This window comes from Sphingobium sp. TomMM15, assembly GCF_055397045.1.
In genome coordinates, this window is the sequence record NZ_AP027314.1 from 485,250 (window position 1) to 501,524 (window position 16,275).

Below are 16,275 nucleotides of genomic sequence, written 5' to 3' on the forward strand. Positions count from 1 at the left end.
GGGTGCGGGAAAGTCTTTCGCACATGGCACGGCGAAGCCTTGTGCTTCGTTCGCTCGGCCGCGAAACCGAAATCAGGCGGCTGCGCGCGCCTTTACCGGAATCCCGGCGATCCGCATGAAGTTCGCCAGCATCTCATGCCCGTATTCGGTCGCGATGCTTTCCGGATGGAACTGGACCGAGTGGATCGGAAGGCTTTGATGGCGGAAGCCCATGACTGAGCCGTCCTCACTGGTCGCGTTCACGATGAGGCTCTGCGGAATGTTATCGACGATGAGCGAATGATAGCGGGTCGCGGTGAAGGGCGATGGAATGCCAGCAAAAAGGCCGGTCCCGTCATGAGTGACGGGGGAGGTCTTGCCATGCATCAGGCCGCCCCGAACGACTTGCCCGCCGAAATGCTGGCCGATTGCCTGATGGCCGAGGCATACGCCCAGTAGTGGTGCGCCCGCGTCGGCGGCGGCGGCGACGAGGTCAAGGCTGACGCCCGCCTCATTGGGCGTGCAGGGACCGGGCGAAAGCAGGAAGGCGCTAGCGCCGCTGGAAAGGGCCTGGCCTGCCGAAATGGCGTCGTTGCGGACAACCTCCACCTCTGCGCCCAATTCCATGAGGTAGTGGACCAGGTTCCAGGTGAAGCTGTCATAATTGTCGATGACGAGGATCATGGGATCATGGCTATAGACAGCGAAGCGCGCCGGGCCAATCGGAATCGGCGTTTGTAGCTGGCTGAACCGGCTACATGCTTTTGCGTTGTCCCTCCGGAGTGACATGAGGGAGGATGGTATGAAGCGCTACGCCTATGGTTGGATCACGGCCCTGTTCTTCCTGGTGTCGATCGTGGGTCATTGGGTGTTTGGCTGGTGGGCCTATGTGGACGACGCAAAGACGCACGGGCAGGTGCCTGAACTGGCGGCCTATGCCATCGAGATGGGCCGGGATACGTTCGAGAATTGGCAGTCGGAATTTCTCCAGCTGATCTGGCAAGTCGTAGGCTTGGCCTATTTCCTCTATGTCGGCTCGCCAGCCTCCAAGGAGAATGACGATCGGTTGGAGGTGAAGGTAGACGAGCTGCTGAAAATGGCCGGGGGCAAGGATGCCGAGCGGTTGATCAGCGAAATCGACAGCCGTTATCTGCGCGCCGGTGGTCATGCGAAGCCGCACGGCCATGATCTGGGATATGAATGATAGCGGGACGGAACCCGGAGGCTTGTCAGCCGCTTCTTGACGATATGTGTTCGTGAGGAGGACGGAAATGGCCAAAGCTGAGTTTACCGATGCGATCGCCCTGTTGAAAGCTGATCATCGCAAGGTCGAGGACCTGTTCGAGCAGTTCGAAAAGGCGAAGGCTGCGAACCGGAAGCAGGAAATCGCGCATCAAATCTGCACCGAGCTGAAGATTCACACGATGATCGAGGAGGAGATTTTCTACCCCGCCTTTCGTGGCAAGATTGAGGACGACACGCTCGATGAAGCCTATGTCGAGCATGACGGCGCGAAGGTGCTGGTGAATGATATCGAGGCCGGATCGCCGGACGATGATTTCTACGATGCCAAGGTCAAGGTGCTGTCCGAAGAGATCAAGCATCATGTGAAGGAAGAGGAAAGGCAGTCTGACGGCATGTTCGCCCAGTGCCGCAAGACGGATGTGGATCTGGTCGTGCTGCGTGACAGGATGATGGCGCGCAAGCAGGAGCTGATGGCGCAGGCGAAGGCGAGCGGACTGCCGGTCGCCAAGCCCAAGGCCGTCCATCTGGTCCCGGCCTGACCGAAAAGGTTGATAAATGGGGAGCGCTGCCCCATATGGGTTTTGCCGGGTTCGCCCGGCTATGGTGATAAATCGTGTCGTGTAATAGGCGCAGCGGACCCGGGGGCAGTACCCGGCGGCTCCACCACATATCCCGGCTTGTACGGGGTGTCTGACGGGGCCGAACTAGGATCGACGTGTGTTGAAAGGCGATGTCTTCACCCGGCCTGAGTAAGCCGTAAAAATGTTCAAAACACGTAAGTGCCAACGATAACGAGGCTCTTGCTCTTGCTGCGTAATTGATGGCCTCACGGCCTGACATTACCCAAAAAGAACGCGGTTGAACCCACCGGGCAACAGAAGGGAATTCAGCGGCTTCCGGAGGAGCCGGGCAACAGAATCCTCCGGACCTTCCTTCATTTAAGTGATTTTGGCGGCCGTCCTACGTGGCGGGTGGCGCTTGCTACGGGCTGGCAGGCTGAATCTGTAGCTGCGAATCGGATGTCATGAACCAAGACGGTTCAATTACAGTTTTATGACAGTTAGAAGAAAACTTTATAACATATTGAATTATAGGAAGTAAAAATCCTTTTTTGGGTGCAGTTCGCTGCTTGTTTAGATGTCATCAAGATGAAATAATCCCGGCTATTATAGAAAGTTTTTTCGGGAGAAATTGGATGATAAAGGTAGCGGCGATCGTCGGGCTGATGCTGGCGGGGGGCATGTCGGGCGCGGCCGTGGCTGCATCCGATGAAGTGGTTGTGGTCGGTGTTCCCGATGGGCAATTGGCCGCTCCGGCCTTGGTGGCGAAGGATTATGAAAGAGCCGCCCGCCGCCTTGCGCCTATGTGGCCGGACGGGGCGAACGATCCGGCTCGGTTGATCAACCTTGGCAACGCTTATGCGGGACTGGGGAGGATGAAGGATGCGCGAGAGGCTTATGGCGCGGCCCGCTTCGCGCCGGAGTCGACATTGCTGCTCGCGAATGGCGAAGAAGCATCGTCGCGGGATGTTGCCCGCCGCGCGCTCGGCCGCCTTGAAGCGAGCTACGCCATGCGCTGACTTCGGCGCGTTAAGTCATTGAACAGTGGGGCGTCGTCCGGTGGGACGGCGCCTTTCTTTTTGCGTGGACGGCTTTCGCAATCATCAAAGTGAAACAAGAGTCTCTGAACTGTCATTTTAAAGTCACTCTGCCGTCACGGAAGCAAAATGTCTCTGTCATCTGGCGCGCCTAGCTGCGGCGACTGAGGGCGGCAGGGGGCGTTGTCCGATTCGTGAATCCCCTTCGCTCCGCATCTTAACACAAACCGGCATCGCCGGAGCGGAGACGACATGGTCAAGACTAATCGTATCACTACCATCCTGATGGCGGGTTGCGCCTGCGCTGCTCTGAGCGCTTGCGGCGCGGACGATATCGCTTCGCCGGGCGAGGGGACGATCGTCCTGCCCGCGCCGACGCCTTCGCCGAGTCCGACGCCGACGCCCACTCCTACGCCGGGCAATGTGACCGCTGCGGCCGACTGTCCGACTATCTCGGGTGCGGACCAGCTGACCAACCTTGGCACCATCAGCGACGGCACCAATGCATGGCGCAATTGCGGCTTCCCCGCGCGTTTCAACAGCTCGACCGCGATCGCCAAGACGGCGGGCGTCATCTATTCGCTGCCCGGCCGCGTTGATGTCGGCACCGATCAGGGCGCTGCGAGCACCGGGAGCAACGTCACGCTGACGATCGATCCGGGCGTTGTGGTGTTCGCTGGCACTGGCAGCGCATTCTTGGCCGTCAATCGCGGCAACAAGATCAATGCTGTCGGCACGGCGGCACAGCCCATCGTCTTCACCAGCCGCGAGAATGTCACCGGGTCGGCGACCGATCAGTCGTCGGGCCAGTGGGGTGGCATCGTGTTGCTCGGCCGCGCCAAGATCACCGACTGCGATCAGGCGCCCAATGCGGCTCCGGGCACCACCGCGTGTCAGCGCGACACCGAAGGCACGACCGGCGCGCTCTATGGCGGCGACAATGACGCCGACAATTCGGGCCGCATGAGCTATGTCCAGATTCGTTATTCCGGCTTCGTGCTGGCGAATGGCAAGGAACTTCAGGGTCTGACTCCTTCGGGCGTCGGCACCGGCACGCAGCTTGACCATATCCAGGTCCACAACAGCTCGGACGACGGCATCGAGGCTTTCGGTGGTTCGACCCACATGAAATATCTGGTGCTGACCGGCAATGAAGACGACAATCTGGACACGGATGTCGGCTTCCGCGGCACGGCGCAGTTCGTTATCTCCGTGCAGCGTGCGAACAACAATATCGGCGATACCTTCACCGAGACGGACTCGAATGGTTCGACGACCGGCACCAGCTTCTCCGAAGACGCGCTGCCCCGCCAGTATCTGAAGGTTGCGAACTTCACGCACATCCAGCGGTCGAACACCGGCGATGATGGCGCGACCATGATGCTTCGGGGCGGTGCTGACCTTGCCATGGTGAACGGCATCATCGTCAGTCCTGACCAGAGCTGCCTGCGCATCAACAGCGCCGCCACGGTACGTGACGCTGACGCGGGGCTGCAGGATGCGGGGAAGCCGCGTTACCTGTCGGTCGTGATGCAGTGCAACGCTACCCCGTTCAAGGGCACCGGCGGCGTCGATGCGGCGACGGTCCAGTCGATCTTCTCGACCGATCCGAACAGCAGCTTTGCTTATACGCCGTCGTTGACCAGCCTATTCATCAACGGCGCGACGGAAACGGCCCGCACCGCGATCGACCCCAAGACGATCGACAGCAACTTCACCACCACCAACTATATCGGCGCGGTGAAGGACAGCAACGACACCTGGTATGCGGGCTGGACCTGTAACTCGGTCACGGCGAGCTTCGGCAGCAACAGCACCAACTGTACCGCCATTCCGACCACCTGATCTACCTCACCTGAACAGGGGCGGGGGAGCGTGCATCAGCCGCTTCCCCGCCCTCTTTACAAAGAATTTTCCCAAGGGGGACTCCTAGCCATGTCGAAGCCGCTCAGCTTGGCGCGCATGCTCCTGATTTCGACCGCCCTTTCCGCTCCGGCGGCTATGGCGCAGACCACGACCGATAGCGCGCCGACGTCAGGCGTGCCGAGTGCATCCGAAGAGGCCGATGCGCAGACCGGCAATGTCGACGTTTCCGTTCCCGGATCGGACATCATCGTGACCGGCCGCCGCACCAGCAATGTGTCGCAGGCAGCGCCGCAGGTGGTGACTGTCCTGTCGGCCGCCGACATCAAGCGCACGGGCGAAGGCGACATCGCCGGGTCCCTCCAGCGCGTGACGGGCCTTTCGGTCGTATCGGGCGGCTATGTTTATGTGCGTGGCCTTGGCGACCGCTATTCGCTGGCGTTGCTCAACGGATCGCCTTTGCCGAGTCCGGAACCGCTCAAGCGCGTCGTGCCGCTCGACATCTTCCCGACCAGCGTGATCGCGTCCACGATGGTGCAGAAAAGCTATTCGGCCAACTTCCCTGGCGAGTTTGGCGGCGGCGTCATCAACCTGACGACCAAGGCTATCCCGGTTGAAAGCTATCTTGAGCTGGGAATTGGAAGTTCGGCCAATACCGAAACGTCGGGCAACATGGGCTACACCTATTATGGATCAAAGTCGGACTGGACCGGCTTTGACGATGGTTCGCGCGACGTTCCGCCACTGCTGGCGCAGGCATTCGGTAGCGGCGTGCCCTTCTCCAACATGACGCGCGGTGACCTGCAGGCGATTTCGATGCAGTTCCTGAATGCGAAGACTTCCGTGCTCCAGCGGACCAACAGCCTGCCGTTCAACTTTTCGGGTTCGCTGAACGCCGGAACGGCCATGGATGTGGGTAGTGATGGGCGGTTGGGCGTGCTGTTCACCGCATCCTACAGCAACAAGTGGCGGACACGCTCCTCGCTGCAGCAGGCGTCGATCAATCTGGAGCAGGCGCCGGGCAAGAACGGCGTTCAGGTGTCGACGGATAATGAGGTGACGTTCAACAGCCTGTTCGGGCTGGGCCTGGAACTGGGCGATCAGAAGATCCGCTGGACCAACGTCTATATTCGCGACACGCTGAAGCGCGGTGCCCTGACGCTGGGGCAGAATGACGGCGCGATCGCGGGCGCGGATTATATGAAGCAGAATACCGCCTGGTATGAGCGGCAGCTGATCGACACCCAGATGGTCGGCGAGTTCAAGCTGATGGAGGGCCTGAGCCTCGACCTGCGCGGCGGCTATGCCAATTCGCAGCGGGAAGCACCCTATGAGCGCGAGTTTGAATATGTGCGGACTAATCGCGATCTGGCGGTTGATCCGGTCGGCGACCGTTTCGTCAACGCGCTGAACCGCCAGCGGGGCGATGCGTCGATCACCTTCAGCGACCTTAACGAAGACCTGTGGTCGGCGGGTTGGGATTTGAGCTACAAATTCTCGCCCGATCTGACCGCGACGGTGGGCTATGCGTTCAGCGATACGAAGCGCACGTCTTCGCGCTATGAGCTGCATTTTGACGCGACCAACCTGCCGATCGCCGTGCAGCAGCTGCGGCCCGATTATCTGCTGTCGGATGCGTCGATCCAGTTGTTCGACATGTCGCTGCTGGACTTTTCGGGCAACTATCCGGTCTACGATGCGGCGCTGCGCACGCATGCCGGATATGCGCAGCTGAAGGTGCAGCCTCTAGCGGGCGTGACCGTGGACGCTGGCGTGCGTTATGAGAAGGGCCGCCAGTCGGTGACCGGCGTGGACGTCTATAATACGGGTGTTGAACCGGTGAACGCTATCAACAAGGAATATTGGCTACCCGCCGCGACAATCACGTTCGAAGCGGCCAAGGGTTTGCAGTTCCGCATGAGCGGTTCCAAGACGATCGCACGCCCGCAGTTCCGCGAGCTGATCGCCCAGCCCTACATCGATACCGATTCCAACCGCTTCTATCGCGGCAACCCCTTCCTGCAGGATAGCGAGTTGTGGAACGCAGACCTGCGCGCGGAATGGTATATGGGCCGGGACGAGCGGCTGACGGCAGCCGCGTTCTGGAAGAAGATCGACAATCCGATCGAAACTTACACGACGATCAACGACAAATATGACGTAACCACCAGCTTCGCCAATGCGCCCGAAGCCACGCTTTATGGTGTTGAGTTCGAGGCGCAGAAATATCTGCCGCTCGATAATATGAGCAGCCCGTTCTTTCAGACCCGTCGGATCGTGTTGATCGGCAACTATACCTACACCCAGTCGAAGCTGAAGGTGAGCGCGGGGGATACGACCATTCCCTACAGCTATACCGCTGGCCCGCTGCCCGCCGCGTCCGACTATTTCCAGGATGGGGTGCCGCTGACCGGCCAGTCGGACCATCTCGTGAACCTGCAACTTGGCCTTGAGGACACCGACAAGCTGTCGCAGCAGACGCTGCTGCTGACCTATGCCAGCCCGCGCGTTACGAGCCGTGGTCCCAACCTTCAGCCCGACATCAAGGAAAAGCCGGGCCTGACGTTGGACTTCGTGGCGCGGCAGGGCGTGACCCTGCCGGGCGGGGTGAAGAGCGAGTTCAAGTTTGAGGCGCGGAACATCACCGGTCGCAAGTTCCAGGAATTCCAGGAACTGGGCGGCAACAAGGTGTTCTACAACCGCTACAAGATTGGCACGACCTTTGCGGCTTCGCTGACCGTGGCGCTCTGATTTAACTTTCTCTGATGGGGCTTGGCGGCCGATCTGCTTCGCGCGGATCGGCCGTTTTGCCATCTGTGATTCGCGCGTTTTCCTGCGCCGTGTTAGGGGTTGGCCTGAAGCGGAGGCAGGCGGTGAAGCAGGAAGTCGAGCTGAAACTGGAGCTGTCGCAGCAGGCGGCGGAGGCCTTCGAGCAATTGGCGCTGCTGCCCGCTGAGGGAAGCCGGGCGCAACTTCAGGCCGTCTATTTCGATACGCCCGACAGGCAGTTGGATGCGCGAGGATATACGCTGCGCATCCGCAGATCAGGGGAGGAGCGCGTCCAGACCGTCAAGGCCGGTAGTGAAGATCGGGGCGGAGCGCTGTTCTCACGGGCGGAATGGGAAATGCCGGTCAGGCAGGACGAGCCGGTGATCGACAGCCGCACGCCCATTGTGGGCGTTCTGGGTGATGCCGTGGAGATGATCGAACCCGCGTTCAAGGTCGAGGTCGAGCGGCGCACATGGCAGATTGCCGAGGGTGCGGCGGAGATTGAATTGGTGCTCGACAGGGGATGGGTCCGCGCTGGTGAACGGCAGTCGCCCATCTGTGAAGTCGAACTGGAGCTGAAGACAGGAGAGCCCGCCGCCCTGTTTGCGCTCGGAAAAAAGATCGAGGCGGCAGTGCCGGTGCGGCTGGGCGTCGCGGCAAAGTCTGAACGAGGTTATCGGCTGCTGGCTCCCGCGCCTGCTTGCTTCAAGGCGGAGAGACTGGCGCTGAAGCCTGGTATCAGTGCGCAGGCGGCGTTCGCGGCGATTATTCGTAACTGTGTGCGGCAATACCGCCTGAACGAAGATTTGCTGCTCGACCATTATGATCCACAGGCTGTGCATCAGGCGCGCGTAGCCGTGCGGCGGCTGCGTTCGGCGCTGACGCTGTTCAGATCAATGCTGGCGGCGCAAGACGTGACCCGATTTCAGGATGAGCTTCGCTGGCTGGCGCAGCTGCTGGGAGAGGCGCGTGATCTGGATGTGCTGATCGAACGGATGAAGCCGGGCGAACTGCACGAGCAACTAGCTGCTGTTCGCTCGGTGATCCATGCAAAGGTGATCGATGCGCTGGAATCTGATCAGGCGCGGGGCTTGATGATCGACATCGTGGAATGGCTGACGCTTGGCATGGGCGGGCCGGATGCTGAGGGCCGCAGGTTGCGCGATGAGGCTGCGGAGGCGTTTGCCGCACGCCGTTTGCAGCATTTTCATCGCTGGCAGATGAAGCATGCACGGCATCTGGCGAAGCTGGATGACGCGCACCGTCACGAAGTGCGCAAGAAGGCGAAGAAGCTGCGCTACGCCGCCGAATTTTTCGCGGGTCTGTTTGACGCCAAGAAACAGCGGCGACGGCACGCGCGCTACATTGAGGCGCTGGAGGGGGTGCAGGACGAACTGGGCGCGCTCAATGATCTGGTCAACATGCGCGTCCTGTTGGCGCAGCATGGCCTGCCGGTCGATGCCGATCTGGTGAAGAGTGGCCGGGGCAAGAAGAAGCTGCTGGCGGCGGCTGGCAAAGCCTATGATGAGTTGGCGGATACCAAGCATTTCTGGCGCTGAGGCTCAGGTCCAGGGTTTTTCGCGATACCATTTGGTGATGATGTGTTTGACGCCGCTGCGCACCTTCATGCCGTGGTGCAGGCTGGCCCCATTATAACGGCCGGGTTCAAGGCGATTGTTCCAGGCGAGCAGCTTGCCGCGCTCGGGCTGGACCGTCTTACCGATCTTGACGAAGCGGGTCGCGCCACCTGCGGGGGGCTGGTTCAGATAGACCATCAGCGTCCATGTGCGATTGCCCGAGACGGAGCAGTAGCGGGCGAAGTCGAGGCCAGCAGGATCGAAATAGTCGGTATGCGCCTTGAATTCCTGACCCACGGCGTAACGTTGCCCCTGTATCGGTTCTCCGAAGCATGGATCGATCCCGGCGAAAGCGGCGAGTTTTTCATCTATGGCCCCGATGAAGGGATCGGCGTTGTCGAGATCGCAGGTTTCGCTGGTGCGGAAGCCAGCGTCGCCATTGGCATCGGCGATGGTGGAAGGGCGGCGGCGCGCCTCGATCCGTGTAATCAGGCCATCGCATTCTTCCGCTGTCAGGAAATCGCGCTGGATGAAGAGCGTCAGATCGCGGCTGGGCACGCGCTGGACACGTGGATGGGATGCGATCCAGGCCGGATCGGCATCGGCTGATTTCACAATGGGTTGGTTAGGCATGGACGGCCTTTTAGGGCGAGAAAGCAGCCTTTCTGCTATCGCTCGGCGCTCGAAATGCAAGTGTCATCGCTTGCGGATTGCCGTTGTCATGGATAGGTCACATTTCTGTCATCCGGCAGTAAAAACAATTGCCTAGCAGCGCGGGTATCAAGGGGGATTACCAGGTTCATGCGCGTGGCGTTTCGCAGTAACTTTCAGGACCTTAGCAGCCGCCTCGCGCCGATCGACTGGGCGCGGGTTGCCGAGAAGCTGTTGCTGGGCCTGCTGGCGCTGCAATGTGCAAGGCTGGTTTGGGCCGTGCTGACGCCGGTCGGGAGCTTTGGACCGTGGGAAGGGCGGCAAGCGCAATTTCCGGATTTCGCGGCGCGTCAGACATTATTTTCCAATTTTGACCCCTTTTATCGTGCTGGACCGCAGCAGGCGACGGGCGGTGGGGTCGTGACCTCGCTGGCGCTGACGGTTTACGGCATCCGGTTGAACGAGGGGTCGGGGCTGGGATCGGCTATCATCGCTGGACCCGACGGGGTGCAGAACAGCTTTGCCGTGGGTGATGAGATATTGCCGGGCGTGCTGTTGAAGGGCGTAGCGTTCGATCATGTCACTATCGACCGGGGCGGATCGGAAGAGCAGATATTCCTCGACCAGTCGCAGCCCGCATCTGCGTCGGCCGCGCCGGGAGAGGGGAGTGTCGTAAGCCTTGTGGCTGGGATCGACAATCCGACTGCGGACGGGCTGAAGCGTGATGTCGGCTTTGCGCCGCGCATGCAGAATGGCCGGATCACGGGGCTGATCCTGACCGCCAAGGGGCCGACTTTCCAGAATGCCGGGTTCCAGCCCGGCGATATAGTCACCCAGGTTGATGGGCAGCCGGTCGGTTCGCCTAGCGATCTCCAGGCGCTGCAGGGCAAGATCATGCCCGGCGCGCGCATTTCCCTGACCGTTGAGCGGGGCGCCAGCCTTTCGACGATCAACCTTACTCTGCAAGGCCAATGACCAGAAAATTCCTTCTTTCCGCCGCGACCGCCCTCGCTCTGGCCGCGCCTGTTGGGTCGCCTGTCATGGCACAGCAGACGCTGAATGTGCGCGACGCCGATATTCGCGCCTTCATTCAGGACGCCGCGCGTGTGACGGGGCGGACCTTCATCATAGACAACCGGGTTCAGGGGAAGGTTTCGGTCGTGACAGACCGGCCGCTGTCGCGATCGGAATATTTCGAGATTTTCCTGTCGACGTTGCGGGCGAACGGGCTGGTGGCGGTGCCAGCGCCGGGTGGTGCTTATCGCATTCAGCCTGCCGACGGGGCGGCCGGGCAGCCTAGCGTTGTTGGACGGGGGGCCAATCGCAACCAGTTCGTGACCGAGGTCTTCCGCCTGCGCTCGATCGATGCGGCGAGCGCGCTGGAGACTTTGCGGCCGCTGGTCAGCAAGGACGGTTCGGTGACCGCCAATCGCGCCGGGAACAGCGTGGTCGTTGCCGACTATGCCGACAATATTGGGCGTATTCGCCAGGTGCTTGCGCGAATCGATCGCGATACGGCGGCGACACAGACGGTGATGCTGCGGAATGCGGGCGCGCGGGAAATCGCGACTTCGCTTCAAGCGCTGGTGCAAAGCGGCGGCGAAGGCGCGCAGCGGGCGGCGACTATCGTGCCGATCGACAGCAGCAATTCGGTCGCGATCCGGGGCGATGCCGGGACGGTGACGCGATTGGCGCAGATGGCACGCGATCTTGATCGGCAGGCGGCGAGCGGGACGGAGATCCGTGTCTATTGGCTGGAACATGCGGATGCCGAAAAGCTGTTGCCTGTGTTGCAGCAGTTGGTTGGACAATCGTCCAGCTCTGCCGTGACGTCCTCTGCTCCGGCGTCCAATGGCGCTGCTCCGGTCGCGGCGGCGCCTGCGGTGGTGAACTCGGCCGGTTCTTCGGGTGGTGGCATTTCGACGCGCGGGCCTGCAATCGTTACCCGCTATGAGGGGGCCAATGCGATCATCGTAGCGGCCAATAGCGATGTGCAGCGCATGCTTGGTGAGACCGTCCGGCAACTCGATACGAGGCGGGAGCAGGTCCTGGTCGAGGCGATCATCGTCGAGATCAGCGATGCCGCCGCCAAGAAACTGGGTGTGCAGTTCCTGATCGGCAGCACCAAGACGGGCTTTGCGGCGACCAATTATTCCAACGCTTCTCCCAATTTGCTGACGCTGGCCGGGGCGATTGGCGCGAACGAGTTGGGCAAGACGACCACGACGGTCGTCAACGGCGGCGTGACCACGACGACCACCTCGACCGAGAATAGCAACTTGTCGAACACCTTGCAGCAGGCGGCGGTCGATAGCCTGATGAACGCGACGGGCGGCTTTGGCGGGGTTGCGACGCAGATCGGGCGGAACGGGATTTTCGGGGCGATCATCAACGCGGTCAGGTCCGACACTGACAGCAATATTCTGTCCACGCCTTCGGTGATGACGCTGGACAATCAGAAGGCGTCGATCCTGGTCGGGCAGCAGGTGCCGATCACGACCGGCGAGGCGCTCAGCCAGAATTTCGACAATCAGTTCCGCACTGTCCAGCGGCAGGATGTCGGCATCAAGCTGGAAGTGAAGCCGCAGATCAACACGGGCGGCGCGATCAAGCTGTTCCTGAGGCAGGAAGTGTCGAGCGTCGCCGGGCCGGTGTCTAACAATAATAGCGACCTCATCATCAACAAGCGTGAGATCGAGACGACGGTCACGGTGGATGATGGCGAGATTTTGGCGCTTGGCGGCTTGCTGGACGATAATGAGCGCAAGACGATCGAGCGTATTCCGCTGCTATCGGATATTCCGGGCATCGGCGAGCTTTTCAAGTCGCGCAGCAAGAGCCGGAGCAAGACCAACCTCATGGTCTTCATCCGGCCCACCATCCTGCGGTCGAAGGAGGATGCGCAGCGCCTGACGCAGCAACGCTATGGCTATGTGCGGGACATGCAGTTGGCGCGGAACCCCGATCAGGAACCGAGCATCGACGAGTTGGTGCGCGACTATATGGGCGCGGAACCGCCCGCCGCTGTGACGCAGGCGGGCGATGCGGTGGCGCAGCCAAGTGCTGCCCCGGCGCAAGTGATTGAACCGACGGTGCGGCAATCGAGCGGCGTGGTGCGGCCGGTGGACGGTGCGGCGAATGGAGATCGGCGGTGAACCGTTTTCCCAAGGGAGGGCTTCGACATGCTCAGCCCGAACGGAGGTTAGGGTGAGCGAGTCCCACTCCGATCTCGACGTGCCGCACAGTGCGCCCCGCGCTGTCGACATTCCCTATGTCTTTGCGCGCAAGCATGGCGTCGTCATGCTGCCGCTGGACGGAGACCGGCTCACGATTGCAGTTCGGGAGGGGAGCGATCCGCGGGTATTGCTGGAAGTGCGGCGGCATCTGGCGCGCAGTTTCGATGTGCGGTTTGTTGATGGGCCACAGTTCGATCGGCACCTGTCAGACCATTATGCGATGGAGGGTAGCGCGGCAGCGATGGCGGGTTCGCTGGAAGTCGGCGCGGATGAGCTGGATATTCTTGCCGCCGACATTCCGACTGCCGACGACTTGCTCGACAGCGCCGATGATGCGCCTGCAATCCGGCTGATCAACGGCATCATCGCTGAAGCAGCGCGGCAGGGCGTTTCGGATATTCATATCGAGCCTTATGAAACCGGCCTGATCGTGCGGATGCGGATCGACGGAGTGCTGCGCGAGACTTTGCGGATGCCGCCCCATGTCGCGCCGGTGGTGGTGAGCCGGATCAAGGTGATGGCGCGGCTGGACATTGCCGAGCGGCGCGTGCCGCAGGATGGGCGCATTGGGCTGACGCTGGGCGGCAAGCTGCTGGACGTGCGCGTTTCGACACTGCCGAGCCGGGCGGGTGAGCGGGTGGTGCTGCGTATTCTCGATAAGGAGAATGCGGGCATGAACCTCGACCTACTGGGCATGGCGGGGGCGGCGGATCGGATTTTTCGTGAAGGATTGCACGAACCGAACGGGATTATCTTGGTCACGGGACCGACCGGGTCGGGGAAGACGACTACGCTCTATGCCGGTTTGAGGCAGTTGAACGATGGGACGCGCAATATTCTTACCGTGGAGGACCCGGTCGAATATGCGGTCGAAGGGGTCGGGCAGACTCAGGTCAATGCGAAGGTCGGATTGACCTTTGCCGCCGGGCTGCGCGCGATTTTGCGGCAGGACCCCGATGTGGTGATGGTCGGCGAAATTCGTGATCGGGAGACGGCGGAGATCGCGGTGCAGGCGTCGCTGACGGGTCATCTGGTGCTGTCGACCGTGCATACCAATGATGCGGTGGGCGCGATTACCCGGATGAGGGATATGCGGGTCGAGCCGTTCCTGCTTGCCTCGACCCTGCGCGCCGTTATCGCGCAGCGGCTGGTGCGACGGCTTTGCCAGCATTGCCGGGAGCCGGTGCAGGCGGACAAGTCGGCTAGCGCTTTGCTTGGTTTCGATCCCGGAACGATCATCTATCGGGCGCGAGGGTGCGAGGAGTGCAACGGTAGCGGCTATAAGGGCCGGATCGGGGTGTTCGAGGCGATCCGCGTGGATGACACGATCCGCCGCCTGATCAATGATGGTGGCGATGAATCGCTGATCGCGCGCCATGCTTTCCTGAATGCACCCAATTTGGGGTCAGCGGCGCGGGCGCTGGTGCGGGATGGGCAGACGACGGCGGAAGAGGCCATCCGTGTGTCGCGGCGCGATGCGGCGGAGGTGGAAACCATCGTCGATGGCTGAGTTCGACTATCTGGTCATCGATCCGGCGGGCAAGGAACGCAGCGGCAAGATCAAGGCCGAGACGGTCGATGATGCGCGGGCCAAGCTGGACGCGCGCAAGCTGTTCATCGTGCGGATCGAGCCGGGCGTTGCGGAGAAGGCGGCGAAGCGTGCGGGATTGTCGCTGCGCGCTCCTCGGCTGTCCGCCAAGGAGCTTACGCTTTTTACGCGCCAGCTATCGACGCTGATCCAGGTCAGCCCGCTGGAGGAATCGCTGCGCACCATCGGGAGGCAGAGCGAGCAGGAGCATGTGCGCGCGATCGTCAGCAAGGTGCATTCAGGCGTGCTGGAAGGACGGCGGCTGGCGGACGCGCTGGGAGCCGAGCCGAAGAGCTTTCCGGCGCTCTATCGGGCGATGGTTTCTGCGGGTGAAAGCTCGGGCAGCCTGCCGACGATCATGGAGCGGCTGTCCGACCTGATGGAGCGGCAGGCGGTGATCCGGTCGAAGGTGCTGATCGCCATCGCCTATCCGAGCGTGCTGGCAGCCTTTGCCGTCTGCGTCGTGGCGGCGCTGATGATCTTCGTCGTGCCCAAGGTCGTGGAGCAGTTCGATACGGTGGGACAAGACCTGCCGCTGCTGACACGCATGGTGATGGGGATTTCGGCCTTTCTGGCGGGCTATTGGTGGCTGTTGGTGATCCTGATTGGACTGGGGGCCCTTGGTTTCTGGCGGGCATTGAAGATTGAGACGGTCCGCTATCGGTTCGATGGGCTGTTGCTGCGGTTGCCCTTGCTGGGGCGGTTGATCCGCGACCTTCATGCAGCGCGGATGGCGCGGACGCTGTCCACGATGGTGGCGAGCCGTCTGCCGCTGATGGAAGGCCTGACTTTGACCACGCAGACGGTGCACAATCGGGTGTTGCGGCAGGCTTCCGAGCAGATTGTCGAGGCCATTCGTGGGGGCGGGAGCCTGTCGGCAGCGCTGCGGCGGGCTGGGGTGTTTCCGCCGCTGCTGGTTTATCTGGCGGCGAGCGGCGAGAGCGCGGGGCGGTTGGATACGATGCTGGAGCGGGCGGCGGACTATCTGGAGCGGGAGTTTGACAGCTTTACCTCCGCCGCGCTGGCGATGCTGGAGCCGGTGATCATCATATTGATGGGTGGGATCGTGGCGGTGATCATCTTGTCGATCCTGCTGCCTATCTTGCAATTGCAGAGCCTTACCGGGGCTTGAGGAGTGATTATGTCCAGATTGAAGCCAGACTCCGTTCGCCCTGAGCCTGTCGAAGGGCATTCCTTTACTTCAGAAGAAGGAAAGGGCTTCGACAAGCTCAGCCCGAACGGGGAGGGGTTGGTTCGTCGGCCGATCGAAAATGGCTTCACGCTGGTCGAGTTGATGGTGGTGATCGTCATCATCGGGCTGCTAGCGACGATTGTGGCGATCAACGTCATTCCTGCGACCGATACGGCGCGGGTGGAGAAGGCGAAGGCGGATATTGCGACGATCGAGCAGGCGCTGGAGCAATATCGGCTCGATAATCTGAGCTATCCTTCGCAGATGGATGGGTTGCAGGCGCTGATCAATCCGCCTGCCTCGCTGGCGCAGCCGCAGCGGTATCGCCGGGGCGGTTATATCAAGAAGCTGCCGGATGATCCGTGGGGTCGGGCCTATAATTATGCGGTGCCGGGGCGGAAGGGTGCGTTCGATATCAGTTCGCTGGGCGCGGACGGTCAGCCGGGCGGCGAGAGCGAGAATGCGGATATTTATTCCAGCGAGCTTTGAGGCGCGGTTTATTCCGTTCGTGGGGAGCTTCGGCAAAGCCTGTGCTGAGCCTGTTGGAGGGCTCAGCCTGAACGAGGATAAGCGCCCGA

Annotated in this window: 13 protein-coding genes and 1 other RNA gene; 12 read left to right on the forward strand and 2 right to left on the reverse strand. The window is 61.4% G+C overall.

Going from position 1 to position 16,275, the window contains the following annotated elements; all coding sequences use genetic code 11:
• Window positions 1–72 precede the first annotated feature (72 nt).
• A complete protein-coding gene (locus ACZ51H_RS02550) occupies window positions 73–663 on the reverse strand; it encodes an anthranilate synthase component II (protein ID WP_464802345.1) in 591 nt (196 codons plus the stop codon).
• A 118-nt stretch (window positions 664–781) separates the two neighbouring features.
• On the opposite strand from ACZ51H_RS02550, the gene ACZ51H_RS02555 reads away from it, so the two are divergent.
• From ACZ51H_RS02555 to ACZ51H_RS02585, 7 genes are all read left to right on the forward strand, one after another.
• Window positions 782–1,183: a DUF6766 family protein gene (locus ACZ51H_RS02555; RefSeq protein WP_464791903.1), complete on the forward strand. Its 402-nt coding sequence runs from the start codon at window positions 782–784 to the stop codon at window positions 1,181–1,183.
• A 67-nt stretch (window positions 1,184–1,250) separates the two neighbouring features.
• Window positions 1,251–1,763 (forward strand): hemerythrin domain-containing protein, encoded by a 513-nt coding sequence (locus tag ACZ51H_RS02560; protein WP_464802346.1) that lies wholly within the window; start codon window positions 1,251–1,253, stop codon window positions 1,761–1,763.
• Between the two features lie 5 nt (window positions 1,764–1,768).
• Window positions 1,769–2,113: a transfer-messenger RNA gene (gene ssrA / locus ACZ51H_RS02565) on the forward strand.
• 306 nt (window positions 2,114–2,419) lie between these two features.
• A complete protein-coding gene (locus ACZ51H_RS02570) occupies window positions 2,420–2,803 on the forward strand; it encodes a tetratricopeptide repeat protein (RefSeq protein WP_464802347.1) in 384 nt (127 codons plus the stop codon).
• 270 nt (window positions 2,804–3,073) lie between these two features.
• Window positions 3,074–4,666: a hypothetical protein gene (locus ACZ51H_RS02575; protein ID WP_464802348.1), complete on the forward strand. Its 1,593-nt coding sequence runs from the start codon at window positions 3,074–3,076 to the stop codon at window positions 4,664–4,666.
• A gap of 90 nt (window positions 4,667–4,756) precedes the next feature.
• Window positions 4,757–7,435, forward strand: coding sequence for a TonB-dependent receptor domain-containing protein (locus tag ACZ51H_RS02580; RefSeq protein WP_464802349.1), 2,679 nt, complete (start codon window positions 4,757–4,759; stop codon window positions 7,433–7,435).
• Between the two features lie 122 nt (window positions 7,436–7,557).
• Window positions 7,558–9,012: a CYTH and CHAD domain-containing protein gene (locus ACZ51H_RS02585; RefSeq protein ID WP_464802350.1), complete on the forward strand. Its 1,455-nt coding sequence runs from the start codon at window positions 7,558–7,560 to the stop codon at window positions 9,010–9,012.
• Window positions 9,013–9,015: 3 nt separating this feature from the next.
• Here ACZ51H_RS02585 and ACZ51H_RS02590 read toward each other — a convergent pair whose 3' ends face one another.
• Window positions 9,016–9,663: a prolyl hydroxylase family protein gene (locus ACZ51H_RS02590; protein WP_464802351.1), complete on the reverse strand. Its 648-nt coding sequence runs from the start codon at window positions 9,661–9,663 to the stop codon at window positions 9,016–9,018.
• A 168-nt stretch (window positions 9,664–9,831) separates the two neighbouring features.
• On the opposite strand from ACZ51H_RS02590, the gene ACZ51H_RS02595 reads away from it, so the two are divergent.
• From ACZ51H_RS02595 to gspG, 5 genes are read left to right on the forward strand one after another with little or no spacing between them, the layout of a single operon-like run.
• A complete protein-coding gene (locus tag ACZ51H_RS02595) occupies window positions 9,832–10,656 on the forward strand; it encodes a type II secretion system protein N (RefSeq protein ID WP_464802352.1) in 825 nt (274 codons plus the stop codon).
• Window positions 10,653–12,836 carry a type II secretion system secretin GspD gene (gene gspD / locus ACZ51H_RS02600; RefSeq protein WP_464772083.1) on the forward strand — a complete coding sequence of 728 codons (2,184 nt, stop codon included), beginning with the start codon at window positions 10,653–10,655 and terminating at the stop codon, window positions 12,834–12,836. Before ACZ51H_RS02595 ends, gspD begins: the two co-directional genes overlap by 4 nt.
• A gap of 52 nt (window positions 12,837–12,888) precedes the next feature.
• Window positions 12,889–14,427, forward strand: a complete 1,539-nt coding sequence (gene gspE, locus ACZ51H_RS02605) for a type II secretion system ATPase GspE (RefSeq protein WP_464772084.1) — start codon at window positions 12,889–12,891, stop codon at window positions 14,425–14,427.
• Window positions 14,420–15,637, forward strand: coding sequence for a type II secretion system inner membrane protein GspF (gspF, locus tag ACZ51H_RS02610; protein ID WP_464802353.1), 1,218 nt, complete (start codon window positions 14,420–14,422; stop codon window positions 15,635–15,637). Before gspE ends, gspF begins: the two co-directional genes overlap by 8 nt.
• Before the next feature lie 9 nt (window positions 15,638–15,646).
• Window positions 15,647–16,186: a type II secretion system major pseudopilin GspG gene (gene gspG / locus ACZ51H_RS02615; protein WP_464802354.1), complete on the forward strand. Its 540-nt coding sequence runs from the start codon at window positions 15,647–15,649 to the stop codon at window positions 16,184–16,186.
• The last annotated feature ends 89 nt before the right edge of the window (window positions 16,187–16,275 follow it).